The following is a 19,511-nucleotide window of genomic DNA, read 5'->3' on the forward strand; positions in this document are numbered from 1 at the left end:
AATGAACCCATACGGGTTGCGCAGCAGGGCGAGTGTGCTGTCAAAGCCTGTTGCAGATGGCATGCTAGACATCGGCTATCCTCCTGTTTCTATTCTCTTTTTCTGGCCTTTTTTGCCTCGCCGTTCGCGGGGCGGGCACGGTGCCGAAACAGCAGTGCCGCTCCGAAGGAAAGCACGGCGTCCGCGCCCATAACATCTGTCACCGCTGGATCAGCTGCGGCGCATCCGCATCCCCAAGGGCCATTTCGGGGAGCCAAGTGATAAGCTGAGGAAACGAGATCAGCGCCACGATCAATACGATCTCAATGGCAACAAGAGGTACCGCTCCGCGATAGATATCGGATAGGTTGATACCCTTCGGTGCCGCCATCTTAGCAAAAAACAGGGCATAGCCGAAGGGAGGCGTCAGGAAGGACGTTTGCAAGGCCAACGCAATCAGGCCAGCGATCCAGATCTGCGCAAAGTAGGCAGAGCCGACGTGATCTGCGAAGTCGAGATCTGAAATAATCGGCATCAGTACGGGTACAAAGACCAGCAGCACCTCGATCCAGTCAAAAACAAACCCAAGTATGATGATCACGCCAAGGAGGATCGCCAACAGTTCCCACCGGGTGAGATCGAATGCGGATATCCACTCGAAGATGACGTCCGGTCCACCGACCAGGTGGAAACTGAGCGAGAATACCGATGCGCCCAATACGATGAAGAAGACCATCGACGTCATCGTGCTTGTCTGCACCGTGACAGAGTTCAACGATGAGAAAGACAAGCGCTTTCGCGCCAGCGCGACCAATAGCGCGCCAAAAACCCCTACTCCAGCCGCCTCTGTTAGTGTCGCAAAGCCCAGAATGATGCTGAGCGGAATGGATGCGATGACCGCGACAGACGCGAGTACAAACAAGAGGTCTGACACAAGATTGGTCTTGGGTGTGTCCAGCGGGATTTCGACCGTTTTTCTCAACGTGACCGCAAAGTAGACCGCGAAGGCCATGACCATCAGAAGCACAGGTACGATGAGGGCCACATACATCAATCCGATGCGCAGATAGAACACGTTCGAGATGAAGAACAGCATCACGGCTGGCGGGAACACGACACCCAATGCTCCAGAAGCTGCGACAGCGCCTCCTGCGGTTCGCGGTGCGTAGCCCGACGCCATCATCGGGGCATAGGCCACCAACGCCACAGTTATGACGGAAGCACCGATCACCCCGGCGGCGGGCGCAAGAACGAGGCCGATCAGCAAAGTCGCAATGGCGTAGCGACCGGGAACGCCTGTCAGAAGACGCCCCAGCAAGCGAAACATGGTTTCGGCAATCCCGCTGGCATTCAGGATCAGGCCAAGAAAAATCAACATTGGAACGCTGGTGAATTGGACTGATTCATTGGTCAGTACACCACGGGCCCGCAGGTAGATCAGCCCCAGATGCTGAAAATCAGTGATCCCCACCCAAACCGCAGCGACAAACCCCAAGAAGCCTGTCCCCGCGAGCACCAGCGCCACCGGAAAACCACTGAAAACCCCAATCGCCATCACGACAAGCATGGCAACCGTGAGGACCTCATTCACCATTGTGCAGGCCGCTTGCTTGTTCCGGTGCACCTTGCGCACGTCTCCCTGTCAGAAAGGCGATGTTGCGAAGGGCTACGATCATCCCGGCAAGAGCCAGCAGGATGGGGCCGATGACCCCGGCAATGCGTTGTGCCCACAACTGGGTTTCCGCGTATTTCGTGGTGCGCATCAAACCGTCCCATCCGTAGTAGGTCAGGATGGCGGCGAGCGGCAGAAGGACAAAAAGGCCGCCAATCAGTTCGATCCAAGCAATGCGGCGGGCGGACCAATGTCTGCGAAGAACATCAACGCGCACGTGACCGTCGCGCAGATAGGTATACCCAAAGGTCAAGAAAATTAGGATGAACAGCAGTGACGTGGACAGGTCCGGCAAATAGCTCGACACGCCAAGTTGTAGCTTGCGATCCAGCATCTGAAGCGCGCCATAAGCAGCAATCGAAACAACTGTCAGCCACGCAGTCACGACGCCGATGCCGCGAATGCCACGGTCAATCCAATCCAAAAATCTCAAGCCGAATTCCCTCCCAAAGTTCTTTGCCTGTTAGCTGTTATCCCCCCGTGACATCTCCCTTGCGATTGTCTTGTTCCCGATTTTCCGGCCTGACTTTCGAGGTGCGAAAGCTGTCCCAGAACAGCAATGCTGCCCCACAAAAGATCGCCACGTCAGCCAAGTTGAAGGACGGCCAGTGGTATGACCCGTAATGGAAGTCGAGAAAGTCAGGGACGGCCTGATAGCGCAGACGATCAAGGATATTGCCAAGCGCGCCTCCGATGATCAGACCGAGCGCCGCACCTGTCAGCCTGTCCGGAGCCTTCCACAGCCAGATCAGCAGCCATGCCACGACCACGGCAGCAAGTGCGACCAGACCCCACCAGGGTACGACCCCGCCGAGCATACCGAAGCTGACCCCATCGTTCAAAACCCGCACGAGATTGAGAAAGGGCAGAACCTCGACCCCATGTTCAAGCGCCGGGGTGTTCAGGGCAAGCGCCTTGGTGCCCTGATCGAAACCGAAAGCTGCAATCGCACAGAGCCCACCCAGAACGCGGTTGTTCATGCCGCCGCCTTCAGATCGGACCGCGCGTCGCGGATGATCGACCAGGAAGAATGCAGGAATAACCCGGCGATGCCGAAGGCGACAATGAGGTCGGGCCAAGCGCTGCCCAGCCAAACCACCAGACCGGCCGCGACAACGACTGCCGCATTGCCAATGGCGTCGTTGCGCGAGAACAGCCAGACGGCACGCATGTTCGCGTCCCCCTTCCGGTAATGCAGCAACGGCAGCACGGAGATGACATTGATCACAAGAGCAATCAGGCCCAGAAGCCCCATCAGCGTGGCGTCTGGGGTTGTCGGCTCGAATGCCCGCATGATGGTTGTCCCAAAGACGCCAAGACCGAGCAGGGCAAGGAAGATGCCTTGGATCAGGGCCGACCGCGCCCGCCAGAGAAGACTCCAACCGATGGCCAGCAGGCCGAGGAAGGTGATCGCGCCATCGCCGATGAAATCCAGCGCGTCGGCCTTCACCGCCTGTGACCCGGCAATAAACCCACCAATCATTTCCAGAACGCCGTAACCGACATTTAGAATCACGACGATCCAGAGCGCGCGGCGGTAGCCCGGGTCCTGATGGGCCGCACTTTGCTGAAGGTCCTCGTCGCTCTCGATGCGGTCGAACCCATATCCCGTTGTCTCAACGGCTTTTTCAATCTCCGGCAGGCTTGCTTCAGGGACTTTCAGAGTCATGATATGGGTCGCCGCTGATACTTTCACTGCGTCGGGCGCGACACCCGCAGACTGCGCCGCCCGCTCGATCTGGGCGGCATCCTTGGCGCAATCCATTCCGGAAACCCGGTAACGGAGGGGCGGCGTATCTGCTGTCGATCCGGTGCTTTCGGTGTTGGCCATCGGTGCAATACTCCTGCTAAAGTGGATCAAGTTCAAACATATCAGCAAGGAGTGATATGATGCAAGTCTTCGCCGACCGCAATGCTGCGGCCGCTGGCATCGAGCGTAGGGCAAAGCTCTTTCGCGGTCTTGCCGACCCGAGCCGACTGGCGATACTGGGCGTGCTGTGTGAAGGACCGTTGGTTGTTCACGAGATCGTCAAACGCACAGGGCTATCGCAGCCCAACGTGTCAAATCATTTGCGATGCCTTCTGGATTGCGGACTTGTCGCCAGCGACCGCGATGGGCGCTTCATTCGCTACCGGATCAGCAGTCCGCGCATAGCAGCTCTTTTAAATGATGTAGACGCCCTGCTTGATGTGGTCGCAGAAGGTGTTGGGGCTTGTGACAATTATCGCGAAGCGTGAACGATAATATCCCAATGCACGTCATCACGACCACTTCCGCGTGAGGCAAAATTTTATATGGGGCTTGCTGCCAAACGTGTTGAAAAGACCCATTATTGAAAGCGCTCAATTTAACTGCTCGGCATAGCGAGTTAAGGATCACAATTGAAGCGAAGATCAAGACGAGGCCCGGCATCGTGGCAGTAGCCTGGTTTCACCCCACAGATCGTGACAGCGCTTAGACTGATAAAGAAACGAACGGGCCCGAAGTATTACCGAGATCGTCTGGCATCAAAATTTCTCTTGAACCTCTAGTAGCTTTAGGAGTTAAGCCACCGACATAGAACGGCACCATGGAGCAAGTTGCCAATAACGCCTCACTCTTTCCCGGGCGAACAACACTGCGTTCGGGGTAAGGTTCGGTTTGCCGTCCAATGCGTGAACGGAGCAATCTATATGCTGACAAGACGACACTTCATCCAGACGACTGCCGCATTGTTCTCGGCGTCTATCTCGAGTCCGCTCCTCGCTGACACCTGGCCCACTGAAGCGGAAAAGGCGGCTTGGGATGCACAGATTACACCGCCGGGCTATAACCCAGCCACATCAAACCCGTGGGGCCTGCACCCGCGCTTTCTGCCGCAGCGGGTTATAACTAAAGATGGTCTTGTGGCCGGTGACATCCATGTCGATGCTGTCGCGCGCTATCTTTACCATATCGAGGAAGGCGGCACGGCGATGCGCTATGGCGTAGCGATTGCTCGTGGCAAACTTTATGAGCCAGGCGTCTACACGATCAAGCGCAAGGTCAGGTGGCCGCATTGGCAGCCAACACAGAACATGATTGACCGCGACCCGGAGCTCTACGCCGACATCGCTGACGGTATGGAACCCGGACCTGAGAACGCGCTCGGGTCACGGGCGATTTATCTCTATGTCGGGGACCGAGACACCTATCTGCGCATCCACGGTACACCACAGCCGCGAAGCATCGGCGGCCGAGCCAGTTCCGGTTGCGTCCGGATGGTCATGGCGCACATAAACGATCTGTATCCGAATGTGGAGATTGGCTCGACGGCGTTCCTATATTCGGCCGAGGACAGCGTGACTCCGCAGAGTTGACCCAAGCCGCGCCGTCAATCCGACGCTTGGACGCGTCAATCAGGATTGGCGCGCGACGCAGATGGGATTGCCGCCTGCCGATCGCAACGGGACCAAGGTCGTTTCCACCGGCCCACTATGGGCATACCAATAGCAATTATCTTCGGGACGTAGCCGTGCCGTGATGAGATCCTGGTCGGGTGCAGCGAGGGCTGCGACAGATTCTGGAACATTGCCGATCCTGAATGGATCGTTGTCTTCCTTAGAAGGCACCGCGCAGCCAGCCAGGGCCAATGTTGCAACCATGATCACCGCATATTTTTGAAGCATATCTATCTCACTCTTTGGCAGGTCAGCCGCGTCTTCAGACTTAGCGGCGCGTTTCAAGGTTCCGCAGGTCTGTGTCCTTACTTGACCAAATTTTTGTTTTAGCTCTTGAAGCTCTAGTTACTGTAGGGGTTATTTCAATGTGGAATGAACGAATCCCGAGGTCAATCCCATGTCTTCCAATGGCCACCGCCACGACCACAAGCACAGCTCTGACTGCAGTCACGATCATGGTGATGATCACAAACATGCGAGCGGAGTTTCCCACTCTCATGGAGAAGGTGCTGCGTGCTGCGGTGCTGGAGCCAACACGGAATTGGCACAAGCCATCCCCTCGAATGGACGAAATTTTCAAGTCTCCGGTCTGGATTGTGCCGAAGAGGTGGCAATCCTGAATAGGGTGGTCGGTCCAAAAGTCGGCGGGACTGAGCATCTGGCGTTCGATGTCATCAATGGTCGGATGACGATTCTGGATACCGCAGACAGGATTTCGGACAACGAGGTTTCGCAACTGGTCGCGAGTACCGGCATGAGCGCAAAACCGTGGGACGCCGACAATGCAGCAGAGGATCAGGCCGCGCATCTGGCACGTCAGAAGCGCTTTACCTCGTTGAGCGGCGGCTTCTGGGCGGCGGGATTCCTTTTTCACATTGTCGAGACCGGCATGGGCGGCGCGCTCGGGCTCTTTGCGGGGCATGGCGAGGTGCCTATGCCTATGGCGGAAGCAGGGATCTTCGCCGTCGCGATCCTCTTTGGGGTCTGGCTGGTTGCGCCCAAGGCATGGTCTTCGGCGCGGCGACTTTCACCAGACATGAACCTACTGATGGTGGTGGCCGTTGCAGGAGCCATCGGGCTCGGCGAATTCTTCGAGGCCGCGACGGTCGCGTTTTTCTTCTCTTTGTCGCTCTATCTTGAGAGCTGGAGTGTCGGTCGCGCACGCAACGCGGTTTCATCTCTCCTCGACCTCGCGCCGCCTACGGCTCGGGTTCTTTACGACGACGGATCGGAAGCCGACGTTCCGGCCGCTGCCGTGGCAGTCAATGCAAGGTTTATCGTGCGCGGCGGCGACCGGATCCCTCTCGACGGTGAAGTCGTGGACGGGGCAGGGGCCGTCGATCAGGCTCCTATTACCGGCGAAAGCGCACTGGTGCCCAAGGAGCCCGGCGACGAGGTCTATGCCGGCACTATCAACGGCGAGGGCACACTGACGGTGCGGGCGACCAAAGCCGCCTCGGACACGGTGCTGGCGAAAATCATTCGCATGGTGGGCGATGCCCATGCCCGTCGTGCGCCGGTCGAGCAGTGGGTCGCGAAGTTCGCGCGCATCTACACACCCATTGTGATGGCTCTGGCGATCGCCATCGCGCTCGTGCCGCCGCTGCTGCTGGGCGGCGCCTGGGACTACTGGTTCTACAACGCGCTGGTGCTTCTGGTCATTGCCTGCCCCTGTGCGCTGGTCATCTCTACGCCGGTTTCCATCGTCGCAGCGCTCACCGCTTCGGCGCGGGCGGGGGTGCTGATCAAGGGCGGCGCCTATGTCGAAGCACCGGGCCGCACCACGGCACTGGCGATGGACAAGACCGGGACGATCACCATGGGCGAGCCCGAGGTGGCGGCAGTTCATCCACTGGGCGGCGCCTCCGCACGCGATCTCATGACGCTGGCAGCAAGTCTGGAGGCGCGGTCTTCGCACCCGCTGGCACGCGCCATCCTCGCGCGCGCCGAAGCCGATGGTGTTTCCGTGTCTGCCGCAGAGGACACCCGCACCGTGCCCGGGCGCGGTCTGGAAGGACGCGCCGACGGGCGCGCGATCTGGCTCGGCTCGGATCGGTTCGCCGAAGAGAAGGGGTTCGGCAATTCAATTCCTGCGGATCTGCGGGACCGGATCGAAGGGGCAGGGAGCACCCTCGTTGCCGTGGGTGACGAGACCGGCGTGACCGGCGTACTGGAGCTTCGCGACCGCATCCGCCCCGACGCAAAGGGCATCGTGGCGCGCCTACACGCGCAGGGCGTGAAGACAATCGTCATGCTGACCGGCGATAACGAGCGCACCGCGCGTGCAGTGGCGGCCGAGGTCGGCATTGACGAGGTGCGTGCCGATCTCTTGCCAGAAGACAAGGTGACGGCCATCGAGGAACTGGTGGCAACCCACGACATGGTGGCGATGATCGGTGACGGCGTGAACGACGCACCGGCGATGGCGCGGGCGCATTATGCCATCGCCATGGGGGCTGTCGGTTCGGACGCGGCCATCGAGACGGCCGATATCGCGCTGATGACCGACGATCTGGCTCGAGTGCCGTGGCTGATTGCTCACTCTCGCCGGACAATGACGATTATCCACCAGAATATCGGTATATCGCTGGCAACCAAGGCGCTGTTCGTCGGGCTGACCGCGTTCGGGATGGCCTCGATGTGGGGCGCCATCGCTGCGGATGTAGGCGTATCCCTGTTGGTGGTCGCCAATGCGCTGCGGCTTTTGAACGGGCATCGGATCAAGGACGGGCCTTCGGGCGGTGAACCGGTGGGCGAGCAGATGGCGAAGGGAGCACTGGCGCACGGTCATTGATCCGACGTCTTCGTTAGAGTAACCTCTGGCACCAACAGACCTCGCAAAAAGGGGCGTCGAGCAGTGACAAACACCAGATTTCCACGGCGCGCCTTTTTGATGGGCGGATTTGCCGCCTTCCTGTCAGGCTGTGCCAGCAAGTTCCGGTCGTACAACGGACCCGAAGTGACTCGGCTGCGCATGTACAAGGGACAACGACTGCTGGTTCTTGATGGGGCGGATGACGTCTTGCGGACCTATCCCATCGGATTGGGCTTCGCGCCCGAGGGCCACAAGCAGTTCGAGGGGGACGGACGGACGCCGGAAGGCTCCTACGAGATTGACCGGCGCAACCCGGACAGCCTCTTCCATCTCTCCATCGGCATTTCCTATCCCAACGAGGCTGACATCGCGTTCGCGGAGGCGCAAGGAAAGTCGCCGGGTGGTGACATTTTCGTCCACGGCGGACCGCGCAAGGGGATCGACCCAATGAATGTCCGCGACTGGACGGCAGGCTGCATCGCTGTCACGGACCGCCAGATCGAGGAAATCTATGCCATGGTCAGGGACGGGACCCCGATCGACATCTATGCCTGAGGATCAGGTGAAACGGCGCCGCAGCGTGACGTTGATCGCCTCGATGGCGATGACCATGACGACGACCGCAATCGTGACGCTGGCGGCCTTGTCGTACTGGAAGGAACGCACGTAGGTCTGGATGTAGAAGCCGATCCCGCCCGCGCCGACTATGCCGAGGATCAGGGACTCTCGCAGGTTTAGTTCGAACCGGAAGATCGTGTCGCGGGCGACGACCGGCGCCATCTGCGGCCAGATCGCATGTCTGAGCCGCACGAGCGGCCCGGCGCCCGCGCTTTCCAGCGCGGCGATCGGCGCGCGGGGCACGCCGTCGATCGCCTCGGCATAGAACTTGGCGAGCATCCCCGTTGCATGAAAGGCGACCGCGATGATGCCGGGCAGCGGCCCGAGCCCGACAGCGCCCACCATGAGCATGGCCACGAGGATCAGCGGAATTGCCCGGATGAAGGCAAGCAGCGTTCGGATCGGTCGGAACACCGCACGCGATACCATCGTTTCGGAGGCGAGGATGCCGAGGGGAACGGACAGGATCACAGCACCGAGGGTGCCGAGGATCGCGATCCTCAGCGTTTCCGCGCTGCCCTTCCTGATCTCGGCCATCACCGTCGGGTCAGGCGGAACCATCCGGCCGAGGAAATCGGCAATGCGCGGGCCGGCCGACATGAGACGCGACAACTCGACATCGGTCGTCGCGAAGGACCACACGATCGCGGCGGCGATCAGACCGCTCGTCGCAAAGCCGCCAAACCCGCGGAACGCCATCAGGACACCGCCCTGAGGCCGATACCGGGGATTGGCTCAACCTCCCGATAGAGCTCCGCTGTCGCATCATCGTTCAACTCGGAGGTCGGTACATCGAAGGCGATCCGCCCATCCCGCATGCCGATGATGCGCTGCGCGAAACGCCGCGCCAGGTCGGGCTGGTGCGAGGAAAACAGCGCCGTTGCGCCGCGCGCTTGCGCCGCCCCGGTCAGCAGCGCCAAGACCTCCCCAGCGCGGGTGGGGTCGAGGTTGCTCACCGGCTCGTCGGCGAGGATCAGCCGTGGCTCCTGCGCGAGACACCGCGCAATGGCCACGCGCTGCCGCTGGCCGCCGCTGAGACTGTCGACCCGGCGTTCGGCGAGATCGGCAATGCCGCAATCGGTGAGGGCTGTGCGCGCAATGTCGAGATCATGTGGCGTTGGCGACCCCAGCAGGGCGCGCAGGGGCGCCATCCGGCCTAGGCGGCCGTTCAGCACGTTGCGCAGAACCGTGGAGCGTTCGACCAAGGCGAATTCCTGAAACACGAAACCGGTATCAGGTCGGCTTGCGCGCGGCGGCGGTTGGTCGGGATCGAGCGGCGCACCCAAGACTGAAACGCGCCCGCGCCAGCCCTGAAGCCTGCCGTCGAGCAATGCCAGCAGCGTTGTTTTTCCTGCCCCGGACGGGCCGAGCAAAGCGACGCTTTCGCCGGTCGAAATTGTAAGCGAGACCCGCTCCAGCGCCGGAACACTCCCGCCCGGATGGGCAAAGTTCAGGTCGTCGATCCGGATCGCAATGTTCATTCCAGGAGCCCATATCGCCGTGCCATGTCGCGCACGCCGCCATAGGCGGCGGAGTCGGCCCTGACATAGCCGTCCGGCCCGTAGAGATAGCGCAGCTTGTCGCGGTTCTCAGGTTCGTTGAGCTGCAGCATCGCGTTGGTGAAGCGGTCTTGCACCTCGGCATCCAACCCGGGTCGCGCGATCACGACATGGCTCGGGATTGGCGGGCTTTCCGCGATCCATGTCACCTGTGCCTGCTGCTGCGGCGTCAGGAGCAGGTCCGCATACTGGCTGGCACCCGCGGCGTCGACCAGACCTTCGGCCATCGCCTGCATGGCCTGCTGATAGCCGCCTGCGAAGAAGACGCGGCCGAAGAATGCCTCCGCCGCGCCCGGACCGTCGATCAGCCCAGCCTCGACGAATTCGGCGAGCGGATAGAGATAACCAGATTCCGAGATCGGATCGGCAAAGGCGATGTCGCGCCCGCGCAGGTCGGCAAGCCCTGCGATGCCACTATCGCGCCGGACGAAGATGCGACCCGTGTAGCTCGGCGCGTCGCGGTAGACCTCGGACAGGAGTGGCACGGCACCGATCTCGGCCTCGGCCAGGACGAAAGGCAGGGCGCCCATGAAGGAGATATCCGCGTCGCCATTGCGCAGCGCCTCGACCGCTGCCGCATGGTCGATGGTAACAAACCCTTCGACGGGGACGTCGATCTCACTAGCCAGCCAGCCGGTGATGGCTTCAATGTCGCCCAGAAGCTTCTCGGGGTTCTCCTGCGGGATGAAAGCCAGCCGCAACGCAGTGTCCTGCGCGGCCAACGGGGTTGCGAGCGATACTGCGCCCGCACCGGCCAGTGCCAACATCGTTCTGCGATTCAGATGGATTGCCATCAGAATGCCCTCTCTTCGATTGCGTCGGCTTCGGACTTGAACGCGGTCCAACTGGCTTCGGCGGCCACCCAGTCTTCACCGCGCACGGCGGCACCGACCTCGGCCAGCCGCTCGGCCAACGCGTAGACCTCGGGCCGCGCAGCCAAGTTCGACATTGTGCTGGCGTCCGCCGAAAGGTCCGCGGCGACGGTGTCGGTCAGCAGCAGAATGTGCTCCGCATCCCTCTGCGGCAGCAACGTATTGAGCGTCGAGGCGAATGTCGTCAGTTCGGAGAATGCCAGCCGGAAGGCGGTGTTCTCGGCGTCGAATGCCTCATAGGGCTCATCCGCTGCGCCCACGGTCTCCAGATAGGCCGTCAGGTCAGCCCTCTCCGCCGCGGTCAGCCCGAGCGCTTTCGATTCGTCGAACCAGTCCACGACAGCGGCCAGCGTCGGCAGAGATCCGTCATGGAAATAGGGTGCGGTGTAGGCCGTGCCGAGCAGCGTGGGTGTATCCATCGCACCGGTGCGGGCGCCATCGTAGGCCGACGCAACCGAGCCGATATCATGGGCCTGCCGGTCCAGGAAGTTCGTGTCCGGGACGTGGCAGCTGGCGCAGGAACGGTCGCCGAGCGCCGCGAAGGGCGTATTGAAGATCGCTTCGCCGCGCTGCGCGGCCTCGGGAGCGGCTTCGGTCAGCTGACCATCCGGTGTCAGCATGGAGTTGGGCAGGAAGTCGAATTCGAGCATGTAGGCGAGCAGAGCATCCAGCATGAAGGGCGTCGGTTCATCGCCGCCGAACTCGTTGACGATGACGTTGCGGGTGAAATCACGCAAGGAGGCGAAGCGGCCATCGCGGCCGTAGGGCCCGGTGAAACGCAGGCCACGGAGGCTGGGGATGTCAATCGGATCATCGCGCCGGTCATTGAAGATCGGATTGAAGAAGGCGCCATCGACATCGATCGCGCCTGGCTGATGGCTCGCACCCGGAATGAAAAGCCGCTGGTTGACGTCCGAGCGGTTGTGACAGGTCGAACAAGCGACCCCGAGGTCCTGCGCCGGATTGCCAAAGATTTGCGCGCTGTCGAACAACATGTCGCCATATGCCACCAAAGGCAGGTCGGTCTCGTCGATGCCCTGCTCCTCGAAATTGAGGACGAGGCGCGGCAGCGGATCCTGATCGAACATGTCAGACCCCGGCGGCAGGCTAGGCGGCACCTCGATGGTGCGGCCACTCAGGACAAAAGTTTCCGGCAGCGCGCTCAGCGTCCGGCGCGGCGTGAAATCGTCAACGAGGTAATTCTCGGCGAGATAGCCGGAGATGACTCCGCGCGCGGCTTCCATGGTTTCGCGATTCGCGGGTGTGTCACCAGTACCAAGAACACCAGCGGAACCTGTGCTGCTGTTGAGTTCCAGCCAGGCGAGGCCGATGCGTCTCGAAGCGTCGGGGTCAGCAGCCGCGATACCGTCCGCGAATGCGCGATAGAGTTCTCGAGCTGTCCGCACGGCCTGCTGTGCACGTGCAGGGTCGTCGGCCATGACTGCCCGGTCCAGTTCCTCGTCGATCCTGCGCGCTATCAGCCGCGTCGCCTCGGCGAAGACCGCCTGGCGGTCCTCGCGAGTGATGGCGTCCAGAAGGGGGGCGGGTCCGATGTCGCTGCTGCCGTCCAGCCATGCTAGTGCACCGACAGAGAATTCCGAACCCCGGTAGGGTTCGGCCCAGGCGGTCCCGACGTCATCCCAAGGCAGCGGTTCGAGATTTCCGAGGAAGAGAGTCAGCCGGTAGGCCGCCGCCTCGGGAAGCCATGGAGCCTCCTTGGCAGGCGTCGCAGCGACAGGTCCGGACAGGACGAGCGCGCTTGCGAGTGCGGCAATGAACGCTCCAAGGAATTTCTGAATCACCGCAGTCTCCGAATTCAAAAGTTAGACATGGCTAATTTATCTACCCTAAGCAAACAAGTTGTCAATCCTGCAGTTTCCCTGCAAAGTCCCAAGTATGACAAAGCTGCAATCACAGGAACATGAACCGTTCGAAACTGTCGACAGGGCTCCCGAAGCACAGGCTGAGGGGTTCGCGACCGTGCGTCAGGCACATGAGAGCGAAATGGCGGAAGATTACGTTGAACTGATCGCCGAATTGATCGAGTCGCGCGGTGAGGCGAGGCCGGTGGAGATCGCCGAACGGTTTGGAGTGAAGCCGCCGACCGTGACCAAGAACATCTCGCGGCTCAAAGCTGCTGGCCTGGTGCGGCGGGAACCTTATCGCGCCATATTCCTCACGGATGCCGGTCGGGAGTTGGCCGAGGCCTGCCGCCGACGACACAGGATCGTCGTCGCGTTTCTCCTCAGCCTGGGAATCGACGAAGAGACTGCGGAACGCGATGCGGAGGGGATCGAGCATCACGTCAGCACGACCACGCTGGAGGCCTTCGAACACGCCCTCCTGCAATCTCAGAGCGGCAAGTAGCGCAGCATCAAGTTCTCGCGAAATTCAGCAAAGCAAGACTCAGGAGGCGGCGGCGTCAGCAGTCAAAGGCTGGTGGGTTGGCATTTGTTCTGATGGTCAACTTTAGTGCAGAAAATCGTTCGTGTCCTCTGAGCTTGACCAGCCCGAAATAGTGTGCCCAAAATCCCTGACTGCGACGACGGTGCAGCGAAAATGTCGATCGCGGGAAAAGACGTGGATACAACCTTTGATTTGCTCCTCTGTTCAAAGCGCATAGACAATTGTCACCACCGTCGTCATGACGATGAAGAACATGACCAAGGCACCTATGGCGAGCGTCCGGCCCATGTCGCGGTTTGGCTCTGCTACTTTCAGACGCAATTCTTCGGCCGTTTCCGGAAACTCGAGCGCCGCGGAGTTTGACCCTCGCACCAACTCGTATCGTGAATTCCAGCGACGCACCTCGGCCGCGTTCCACCCGTTCATGACCAGAATGATCGCGGCGATCATCAGCATCGAGGACGGGACCCAGATCGTGTAGCCACCCATGGTTTCGTCGGACAGGGGATCGAGAAACCCGGTTCCCGCCGTTTGGTAGGAAGCATAGAGGCTCACCTCTTTGAGTGTCGTCAAGGAACCCAGAAAAATGTTTGAAACGATCACCGCGAAACCGGAGATCAGCCTTGCGCCGCGCCTCGCGCCCTCAGGGGGATCTCTCGGGTCGAAGAGCATGCCGAAATACCAAATCCCTGCCAGCACCATCGCAAAATGGGCGAACACCTCGATCGCCGCGATGCGCTGAGCAAGTCCGTAAAGCACTGGAATCTGCCAGATAAAGAGCGACGTGATGAGCGCGGCAGTGGCGGTTACCGGATGTGCCAAGAACCGAAATGCAAAAGATTTTCCAAGAGCGTCGAGGTATCGACGCCACCGTCTGTTCAAACCGGCTTGCAATAATCGCCACGGCTGAGAGACCGCGAAGAGTAGTGGTCCTGCAAGGCGGAGGAGAAGGTGCTCCACTTGGTGCACCGAAAAGAGGCTATGCCCCAACGAAGCCAGAGGCGCATTTGTGGCCGCGAGAATGCAGGTCAAGCCTGCGAGAAACAGGGCTTGCCGCCACATAGACACCGTCCCGCGAATGCGAGCGGATCGCACGAGGCCGCACATGTAGACCCATGCAGCCAAGCTGACGGAAACAAGGGACACTGGCGAAATCGCATATCCAAACGGGTCGAAAAGGAGGAAGTAGGTGATCATCGGCTCCTGTCATTTTGTATTGTCGGCGTATCGACGGATACCGGTGAAAGTCGGGATGTTCCCACAGCACCACCCCGGGCCAAGGACAGATCAGTGGACATCGTGAGATATTTGCCCTGCATCCACATGAAAAAAAGGTTTTCATAGAAACGTGAGAGCGGGTGGCCGGACTGACCGGCTGGCGCGATGAAATAGGATCCGGCTTCTTCCGAAAACGACATGACCGCCTGAAAATTGGTGCCCGCGCTGGCCGCGAAGGGGCGGTCATTGTCAGAAGAGAACAGCGTTGCAATCAGTGTGTATGGATCGCCCGAAGATGGGGCTTCGAGAGACAGCAGATCGCTGATGATCCCACTCGATCGGATTGGCGCCCACCCCATATTCAAAGCGTGTGCTTCGCCCCAGACCCAATCTGACGGATCGGGTCCGTAGCGGTCGACAAGCCAGCCGATGGCATCATCCAGGGCCGCACGAACCTGATCCTGGCAGGTCTCGATGCGGGTGGACGGGCGGATGTCGCACCAGATTGCGCTCCCTCCGCGATCTGAAAGCACCGCAAATAGGATATCGGCATTTGGCCTGGCCCAGACCGTTGTCGCGGATGGAAATTCATCCTGAAGTATCCGTTTTTGCAACGCGCGCGCCCAGGCCCAGAACACGAGCGGTTCCGGTGAAAAGCGATCCATGTCGCCATTCCATTGGGCAAGTTGACCCAGAATATCGCCGCGAAGCTCATCTGCGCGGTTCTCTTCGAGAGCGCCTGCGGAACCCACGAACCAGAGCTCTTTTGCCATTATAGGAAGAAGCGCCCGCGCGGCAGTGCTGACCGTGTCGCGCTGCGCCGCAATCGCGCCCTCGACCGAGAATATCGGTTGCCGCACATCAAGAGCTGCCAGACGGGCGTCTCGAAACGATAAAGGCGTTTCGACCTCCCTGTCAGGCCAGCGAGCAAGGGTTTCTCGGTCGATCGCAAGAATCTCCAATCCGGCTGGTGCCAGGTTCATGCTTGCGTCCATAGCATCGTTCACATCGGCGGACCGCGCCAGACGGTCAAGCATCATCAGAAAACTGCCGGCCTTCGCAGCGGTGGAACTCACTGGCTCTTTAAGGGTTTTCAGTGACACAGATCGGAACGCCCAAGCGACGCGTTCGCTGCGACCGACGACAATGAAGGGCACACCCGGCATTGTAGCCCCAATCGCGGCTCCAGTCGGGAGTTGAATATCCGCTAGGTACCATTCAGAAGGCAGCGATAAGAGGCCACGTATATCAGCGGCGAGAATTGGTGCTCCGGTAGCTGTTCTGTCGCCAGACAACGCCCAAGCATCGAGGCCGACCTCGGGCGAGGTCACAAACAGCTCGGGCAAAAGAGGTCGATCCGACGGGATCGGTAGATCTGACAAGCCGGACAGGTCACTCTGGCGTCTCTCGGGATGAAGATCGTTCAGAAACGCTTGGGCAAGTCTGAGACTATCGACGGGTCTCCAGGCTGCGATCATTCTCTCATCCGCGATCAACAGATCGGGTGAGCCTCTGCCGCGCCCGCCTTCGGACACCAGACCAAGCCACGCGTTGACACCTGCGGCATATGCGTCGAGCGCTTGGGCTGTCGAAGGGTCGACTTCGATCGTCTGGTCAAGTGGCAACAAGGCTTGCACTGCCCGCCTTGCCCTCAATAACTGGCCAAGCCTGTCCTGCGCGTGAACGAAACCAAGCGCGAAATAGGCGTCCGCAGCGGAGTCTGCAGAAATGTGCGGTATGGCCGCAGCATCTCGCAGAATATCGACTGGACCTTCGATTCCCGCAACTCTGAAGTCCTCGTCATAGTCGGGGACGGAGGCGCGCAAAAGAAAGTAGACGACACCGGATACGGCCAGTCCTGATGCAAAAACCGCCAGGAGCAAGTACAGTAATATGTTGAATAGTCGTTTCAATTCGTTGCCGGTGCCAAAGTAATCTCAAGACGTGATGCGCAAGAGGATCACCGAGGCGAAAAAAGCGAGCAGGCCGAAAGCAATACCGAAGCTTGTCGCGTATTGAAGTATATCCAGGCGGTTCCCTTTCCGCCGTTGCGCCAGATAGCCACCCCAGAGCGCCCCTCCGACAAAGCCTGCGAGCACCAGCATCACGATTCCTCCGATTTTGATTTTTCTGAATTGAAACGTCGTCTGACCAATCCGACGGTAAAGGCTAGAGCCCAGACCGCACAGATGAGCGCCAGCGATGTCCAATCACCGAAACGTGCGTAAGGTGTGGGCGCAAGCGCTGTCGGCAGGCTGGCATCTATGACTCCAGTTTGTCCGGTCTCGAGGCGCGCGATGATCTCTCCCTTGGCGTCGATGATCGCGGAAATCCCGGTGTTGGCCGCCCGGACTACAGGAAGCCCTTCTTCGACCGCGCGCATGCGCGCGGAGGCGAGGTGCTGCTCGGGTCCGATGCTTGTGCCGAACCAGGCATCATTTGTGGCGTTGAAAATCCAGTCGGGGCGAAAAAGGTCATCGACTACCTGGCCCGGAAAAATGATTTCGTAACAGATCGCCACCGCGACCAGAGGCGCACCCGGGATCGCCAGCGTGCGTGGCCCTGGTCCTGGTGTGAAATCGCCCAAACCTTCGGTCAGTCGTTCAATGGGCAGCCAGCCTTTCAGGGGCACATATTCCCCGAACGGAACAAGATGATGTTTTGCATACCCCGTCAGAATTTCGCCGCTGCCGTCATAGGCCTGAACCGTGTTGAAATATCGGGTTCCCCCATCGCCCTCTACGCGGTCAGGCACACCTGTCAAAAGGATCCTGCCGTCTGGCAAAACCGTCGATAACCGCCTGCGCGCCAAGGCGTCCTCGTCCAGAAAACCAGGAAAGGCCGTTTCCGGCCACAGCAGCAGGTCGAAGCGTCCAGGTTGCGCAGACAGGCCCAGATATTTTTCGAGCGTTCGCTCGCGGCTTCCCGGTGCCCATTTCTCGACTTGCGGCACATTGCCTTGGACGATGCGTAAAGCGATGTCCGTCGTCGGCAAATTTGTCCCTAAACGCAACGCGCCGCCACCCCAGAGGCCCATCACCGCAACGGCAAAGAGCACGAGAACAGGCACGCGTCGGTTCGGTGCCGCCACAATCAACACACCGGGCAACAGCCCGATAAAGACCGTGAGAAAACTTAGCCCATAGCTTCCGACCCAGGCGGCGGGTTGGCGCAGGGCAGCATGTTCGACAAGGGCATAAGCGGCAAGGTTCCAGGGAAACCCCGTCAGGACATGACCACGCAGCCATTCTGCGGCAACCCAGCAGGTTGCAAGCAGAAGACCTGCCATAACGCCGCCGACAGCACGGCGCTGCATGATGGTGGCAAATAACATCGCCACAATAGCCGGAAAAATCGCAAGTCCGGCGGACAGTCCCGCGACTGCCGGGATCGCAAGGGCACCGAAACGTTCAGAATCGACGTAGAAGCTCTCGGCGATCCAGGAAACTCCAAACCCAAACTGGCCCATTCCGAAGACCCAGCCGATGAAGAAGGCAGGCGCTGTCGGAACCTGCCGGAGCACGAGAAAGAGTGCTGAGAAGGCGACCGGAACAACGATGAGCCATGAGAATGGTGGAAGGGCTAAAACCGTCAAACCGCCCGCTGCAAAGCTAATCCCTGATCGCAGGGGAACGTAACGGCCACAACCCATCAGTGGTCGCAAGCCCGTCATCATGTGCCAGTCTGAAACTTGGCGCTCAACCAAGGGGCTACGAGCAGTAGGCCCACGCCGCCGACCACGAAAACATCCGCCATGTTGAAGGCGGGCCAATGTGTGGATCCGGCATAGAAATCGAGGAAGTCCGTCACACCTCGAAACCGGATGCGATCGAGGACGTTGCCGAGCGCGCCACCGATAATCGCGCCATAGGCGATAGCCTCAACCGGGTTGGCAGTGCGTACCAACATGACTGTTAACCAGCCGCAGACAGCTAGGGCCAACGCCGTAAGGCTCCACCATGGCGCTCCACCAAGCAGTCCGAACGTCACGCCATCGTTGCGCAGATAGATAAGATTGAAACCGGGAAAGACCGGAATTCCAGCGCTCAAATCTGCCGCGTTGGCGACGACAATTGCTTTTGTCACCTGATCGACAAGAAAAGCAACTCCAGCCGCTATGAAACCTTGGAAATGGGTCAGTTTCATCTCATCCTCCCAGCCATACATCGAGGAACAACATGATCACGAGGCCAACCGCGAGACCGAGTGTCGCCCTGTTTTGATGGCCTGAACGGTGGGTTTCGGGAATGATTTCGTGGCTGATGACGTAGAGCATCGCCCCGGCGGCGAAGGCGAGTCCCCATGGCAACAGCGGCTGCGAGATGCTGATGATCCCAGCCCCAAGAAGCCCACCTACCGGCTCGACAAGACCTGTCAGGGCGGCAATCCCCCACGCACGGCGCCTGGAATACCCCTCACCAAGCAATGAGACCGCTACGGCGAGACCCTCGGGAGCGTTTTGCAGCCCAATGCCAATCGCAAGCGGCAAGCCACCAGACAGACCGTCAGCCCCGAACCCGACACCAACGGCGAGTCCTTCGGGGAAATTGTGGATCGTGATTGCAATGATGAAGAGCCAGACGCGGCGCAGCGAAGCAGAGTTTGGGCCTTCCCGCCCCGTCTTGAAATGCTCATGCGGCAGCCGTTCGTTCATCAGAGCGACCGCGCCCATGCCAAGCAGAATCGCGACACAAACGATGGCCGCCGGCAGAGCACCGTTGTCGAACTGTCCTTCAGCTGCGTCGAGAGCCGGGATGATCAGCGAGAAAAACGAGGCCGCGAGCATGACACCCGCTGCGAAGCCAAGCAGCAGATCGCGCGTAGCCCGCGAGGGGATGCGCCCGAAAAGAACGGGGATCGCCCCGACCGCGGTCAGCGATCCGGCGGCCAGGCTTCCAAGAAAGCCAAGGGTAATTGAGGAGAAGGGTTCCAAGCGCTGAGGTCTCGCCGAT

Annotated in this window: 20 protein-coding genes; 5 read left to right on the top strand and 15 right to left on the bottom strand. The window is 60.1% G+C overall.

Annotated elements, in window-relative coordinates; translation table 11 throughout:
• Positions 1 to 199: 199 nt before the first annotated feature.
• The 4 genes from NANH_RS0120155 to NANH_RS0120170 are packed head-to-tail and all read right to left on the bottom strand — an operon-like array spanning position 200 to position 3,482.
• Positions 200 to 1,573 carry a TRAP transporter large permease gene (locus tag NANH_RS0120155; RefSeq protein WP_027263686.1) on the bottom strand — a complete coding sequence of 458 codons (1,374 nt, stop codon included), beginning with the start codon at positions 1,571 to 1,573 and terminating at the stop codon, positions 200 to 202.
• Positions 1,563 to 2,084: a TRAP transporter small permease subunit gene (locus tag NANH_RS0120160; RefSeq protein WP_232279250.1), complete on the bottom strand. Its 522-nt coding sequence runs from the start codon at positions 2,082 to 2,084 to the stop codon at positions 1,563 to 1,565. The genes NANH_RS0120155 and NANH_RS0120160 overlap by 11 nt, the downstream gene beginning before the upstream one ends.
• 37 nt (positions 2,085 to 2,121) lie before the next feature.
• The gene (gene lspA / locus NANH_RS0120165) at positions 2,122 to 2,631 is read right to left on the bottom strand and encodes a signal peptidase II (RefSeq protein WP_036050142.1); all 510 of its coding nucleotides are present in this window, start codon (positions 2,629 to 2,631) and stop codon (positions 2,122 to 2,124) included.
• A complete protein-coding gene (locus NANH_RS0120170; RefSeq protein WP_027263688.1) occupies positions 2,628 to 3,482 on the bottom strand; it encodes a cation transporter in 855 nt (284 codons plus the stop codon). Before NANH_RS0120170 ends, lspA (NANH_RS0120165) begins: the two co-directional genes overlap by 4 nt.
• 59 nt (positions 3,483 to 3,541) lie before the next feature.
• Here NANH_RS0120170 and NANH_RS0120175 point away from each other — a divergent pair, with 59 nt between their 5' ends.
• Together NANH_RS0120175 and NANH_RS0120180 are read left to right on the top strand one after the other, a co-directional pair.
• Positions 3,542 to 3,889 carry an ArsR/SmtB family transcription factor gene (locus NANH_RS0120175; protein ID WP_425442834.1) on the top strand — a complete coding sequence of 116 codons (348 nt, stop codon included), beginning with the start codon at positions 3,542 to 3,544 and terminating at the stop codon, positions 3,887 to 3,889.
• Positions 3,890 to 4,324: 435 nt separating this feature from the next.
• Positions 4,325 to 4,990 (top strand): L,D-transpeptidase, encoded by a 666-nt coding sequence (locus NANH_RS0120180; RefSeq protein ID WP_027263689.1) that lies wholly within the window; start codon positions 4,325 to 4,327, stop codon positions 4,988 to 4,990.
• A 39-nt stretch (positions 4,991 to 5,029) separates the two neighbouring features.
• Here NANH_RS0120180 and NANH_RS0120185 read toward each other — a convergent pair whose 3' ends face one another.
• Positions 5,030 to 5,299, bottom strand: a complete 270-nt coding sequence (locus NANH_RS0120185) for a hypothetical protein (protein ID WP_005613342.1) — start codon at positions 5,297 to 5,299, stop codon at positions 5,030 to 5,032.
• A 169-nt stretch (positions 5,300 to 5,468) separates the two neighbouring features.
• On the opposite strand from NANH_RS0120185, the gene NANH_RS0120195 reads away from it, so the two are divergent.
• The gene (locus NANH_RS0120195) at positions 5,469 to 7,865 is read left to right on the top strand and encodes a heavy metal translocating P-type ATPase (protein WP_437438393.1); all 2,397 of its coding nucleotides are present in this window, start codon (positions 5,469 to 5,471) and stop codon (positions 7,863 to 7,865) included.
• Between the two features lie 99 nt (positions 7,866 to 7,964).
• A complete protein-coding gene (locus tag NANH_RS0120200) occupies positions 7,965 to 8,441 on the top strand; it encodes a L,D-transpeptidase family protein (protein WP_008282841.1) in 477 nt (158 codons plus the stop codon).
• Between the two features lie 3 nt (positions 8,442 to 8,444).
• Here NANH_RS0120200 and phnE read toward each other — a convergent pair whose 3' ends face one another.
• Genes phnE through NANH_RS0120220 form a run of 4 tightly spaced genes read right to left on the bottom strand, consistent with a single transcriptional unit; the run spans position 8,445 to position 12,737 of the window.
• Positions 8,445 to 9,203: a phosphonate ABC transporter, permease protein PhnE gene (gene phnE, locus NANH_RS0120205; RefSeq protein WP_008282840.1), complete on the bottom strand. Its 759-nt coding sequence runs from the start codon at positions 9,201 to 9,203 to the stop codon at positions 8,445 to 8,447.
• Positions 9,203 to 9,985: a phosphonate ABC transporter ATP-binding protein gene (locus tag NANH_RS0120210; RefSeq protein WP_008282839.1), complete on the bottom strand. Its 783-nt coding sequence runs from the start codon at positions 9,983 to 9,985 to the stop codon at positions 9,203 to 9,205. Before NANH_RS0120210 ends, phnE begins: the two co-directional genes overlap by 1 nt.
• Positions 9,982 to 10,857 carry a phosphate/phosphite/phosphonate ABC transporter substrate-binding protein gene (locus NANH_RS0120215; protein ID WP_027263693.1) on the bottom strand — a complete coding sequence of 292 codons (876 nt, stop codon included), beginning with the start codon at positions 10,855 to 10,857 and terminating at the stop codon, positions 9,982 to 9,984. Before NANH_RS0120215 ends, NANH_RS0120210 begins: the two co-directional genes overlap by 4 nt.
• The gene (locus tag NANH_RS0120220) at positions 10,857 to 12,737 is read right to left on the bottom strand and encodes a cytochrome c peroxidase (RefSeq protein ID WP_027263694.1); all 1,881 of its coding nucleotides are present in this window, start codon (positions 12,735 to 12,737) and stop codon (positions 10,857 to 10,859) included. The genes NANH_RS0120215 and NANH_RS0120220 overlap by 1 nt, the downstream gene beginning before the upstream one ends.
• Positions 12,738 to 12,831: 94 nt before the next feature.
• Here NANH_RS0120220 and mntR point away from each other — a divergent pair, with 94 nt between their 5' ends.
• Positions 12,832 to 13,302 (top strand): manganese-binding transcriptional regulator MntR, encoded by a 471-nt coding sequence (gene mntR / locus NANH_RS0120225; RefSeq protein ID WP_009820125.1) that lies wholly within the window; start codon positions 12,832 to 12,834, stop codon positions 13,300 to 13,302.
• Between the two features lie 243 nt (positions 13,303 to 13,545).
• Here mntR and NANH_RS0120230 read toward each other — a convergent pair whose 3' ends face one another.
• Genes NANH_RS0120230 through NANH_RS0120255 form a run of 6 tightly spaced genes read right to left on the bottom strand, consistent with a single transcriptional unit; the run spans position 13,546 to position 19,492 of the window.
• Positions 13,546 to 14,538: a cytochrome c oxidase assembly protein gene (locus NANH_RS0120230; RefSeq protein WP_027263695.1), complete on the bottom strand. Its 993-nt coding sequence runs from the start codon at positions 14,536 to 14,538 to the stop codon at positions 13,546 to 13,548.
• Positions 14,535 to 16,472: a penicillin acylase family protein gene (locus NANH_RS0120235; RefSeq protein WP_027263696.1), complete on the bottom strand. Its 1,938-nt coding sequence runs from the start codon at positions 16,470 to 16,472 to the stop codon at positions 14,535 to 14,537. The genes NANH_RS0120230 and NANH_RS0120235 overlap by 4 nt, the downstream gene beginning before the upstream one ends.
• A gap of 24 nt (positions 16,473 to 16,496) precedes the next feature.
• Positions 16,497 to 16,664, bottom strand: coding sequence for a hypothetical protein (locus NANH_RS28990; protein ID WP_008282832.1), 168 nt, complete (start codon positions 16,662 to 16,664; stop codon positions 16,497 to 16,499).
• Positions 16,664 to 18,211, bottom strand: a complete 1,548-nt coding sequence (lnt, locus tag NANH_RS0120245) for an apolipoprotein N-acyltransferase (protein ID WP_407694966.1) — start codon at positions 18,209 to 18,211, stop codon at positions 16,664 to 16,666. The genes NANH_RS28990 and lnt overlap by 1 nt, the downstream gene beginning before the upstream one ends.
• A gap of 20 nt (positions 18,212 to 18,231) precedes the next feature.
• Positions 18,232 to 18,726, bottom strand: a complete 495-nt coding sequence (gene lspA, locus NANH_RS0120250) for a signal peptidase II (protein WP_081710492.1) — start codon at positions 18,724 to 18,726, stop codon at positions 18,232 to 18,234.
• A complete protein-coding gene (locus NANH_RS0120255) occupies positions 18,707 to 19,492 on the bottom strand; it encodes a ZIP family metal transporter (protein ID WP_027263699.1) in 786 nt (261 codons plus the stop codon). Before NANH_RS0120255 ends, lspA (NANH_RS0120250) begins: the two co-directional genes overlap by 20 nt.
• Positions 19,493 to 19,511 lie beyond the last annotated feature (19 nt).

It is taken from the genome of Sedimentitalea nanhaiensis DSM 24252 (assembly GCF_000473225.1).
In the GTDB taxonomy this organism is placed as follows: domain Bacteria; phylum Pseudomonadota; class Alphaproteobacteria; order Rhodobacterales; family Rhodobacteraceae; genus Sedimentitalea; species Sedimentitalea nanhaiensis.

Coding starts and splice junctions, on each gene's coding strand:
- NANH_RS0120170 (WP_027263688.1), bottom strand. CDS start 3,482: ATGGCCAACACCGAAAGCACCGGATCGACAGCAGATACGCCGCCCCTC.
- NANH_RS0120175 (WP_425442834.1), top strand. CDS start 3,542: ATGCAAGTCTTCGCCGACCGCAATGCTGCGGCCGCTGGCATCGAGCGT.
- NANH_RS28990 (WP_008282832.1), bottom strand. CDS start 16,664: ATGCTGGTGCTCGCAGGCTTTGTCGGAGGGGCGCTCTGGGGTGGCTAT.
- NANH_RS0120215 (WP_027263693.1), bottom strand. CDS start 10,857: ATGGCAATCCATCTGAATCGCAGAACGATGTTGGCACTGGCCGGTGCG.
- lspA (WP_081710492.1), bottom strand. CDS start 18,726: ATGTATGGCTGGGAGGATGAGATGAAACTGACCCATTTCCAAGGTTTC.
- mntR (WP_009820125.1), top strand. CDS start 12,832: ATGACAAAGCTGCAATCACAGGAACATGAACCGTTCGAAACTGTCGAC.
- phnE (WP_008282840.1), bottom strand. CDS start 9,203: ATGGCGTTCCGCGGGTTTGGCGGCTTTGCGACGAGCGGTCTGATCGCC.
- NANH_RS0120230 (WP_027263695.1), bottom strand. CDS start 14,538: ATGATCACCTACTTCCTCCTTTTCGACCCGTTTGGATATGCGATTTCG.
- NANH_RS0120180 (WP_027263689.1), top strand. CDS start 4,325: ATGCTGACAAGACGACACTTCATCCAGACGACTGCCGCATTGTTCTCG.
- NANH_RS0120155 (WP_027263686.1), bottom strand. CDS start 1,573: ATGGTGAATGAGGTCCTCACGGTTGCCATGCTTGTCGTGATGGCGATT.
- lnt (WP_407694966.1), bottom strand. CDS start 18,211: ATGGGTTGTGGCCGTTACGTTCCCCTGCGATCAGGGATTAGCTTTGCA.
- NANH_RS0120185 (WP_005613342.1), bottom strand. CDS start 5,299: ATGCTTCAAAAATATGCGGTGATCATGGTTGCAACATTGGCCCTGGCT.
- lspA (WP_036050142.1), bottom strand. CDS start 2,631: ATGAACAACCGCGTTCTGGGTGGGCTCTGTGCGATTGCAGCTTTCGGT.
- NANH_RS0120200 (WP_008282841.1), top strand. CDS start 7,965: ATGGGCGGATTTGCCGCCTTCCTGTCAGGCTGTGCCAGCAAGTTCCGG.
- NANH_RS0120195 (WP_437438393.1), top strand. CDS start 5,469: ATGTCTTCCAATGGCCACCGCCACGACCACAAGCACAGCTCTGACTGC.
- NANH_RS0120210 (WP_008282839.1), bottom strand. CDS start 9,985: ATGAACATTGCGATCCGGATCGACGACCTGAACTTTGCCCATCCGGGC.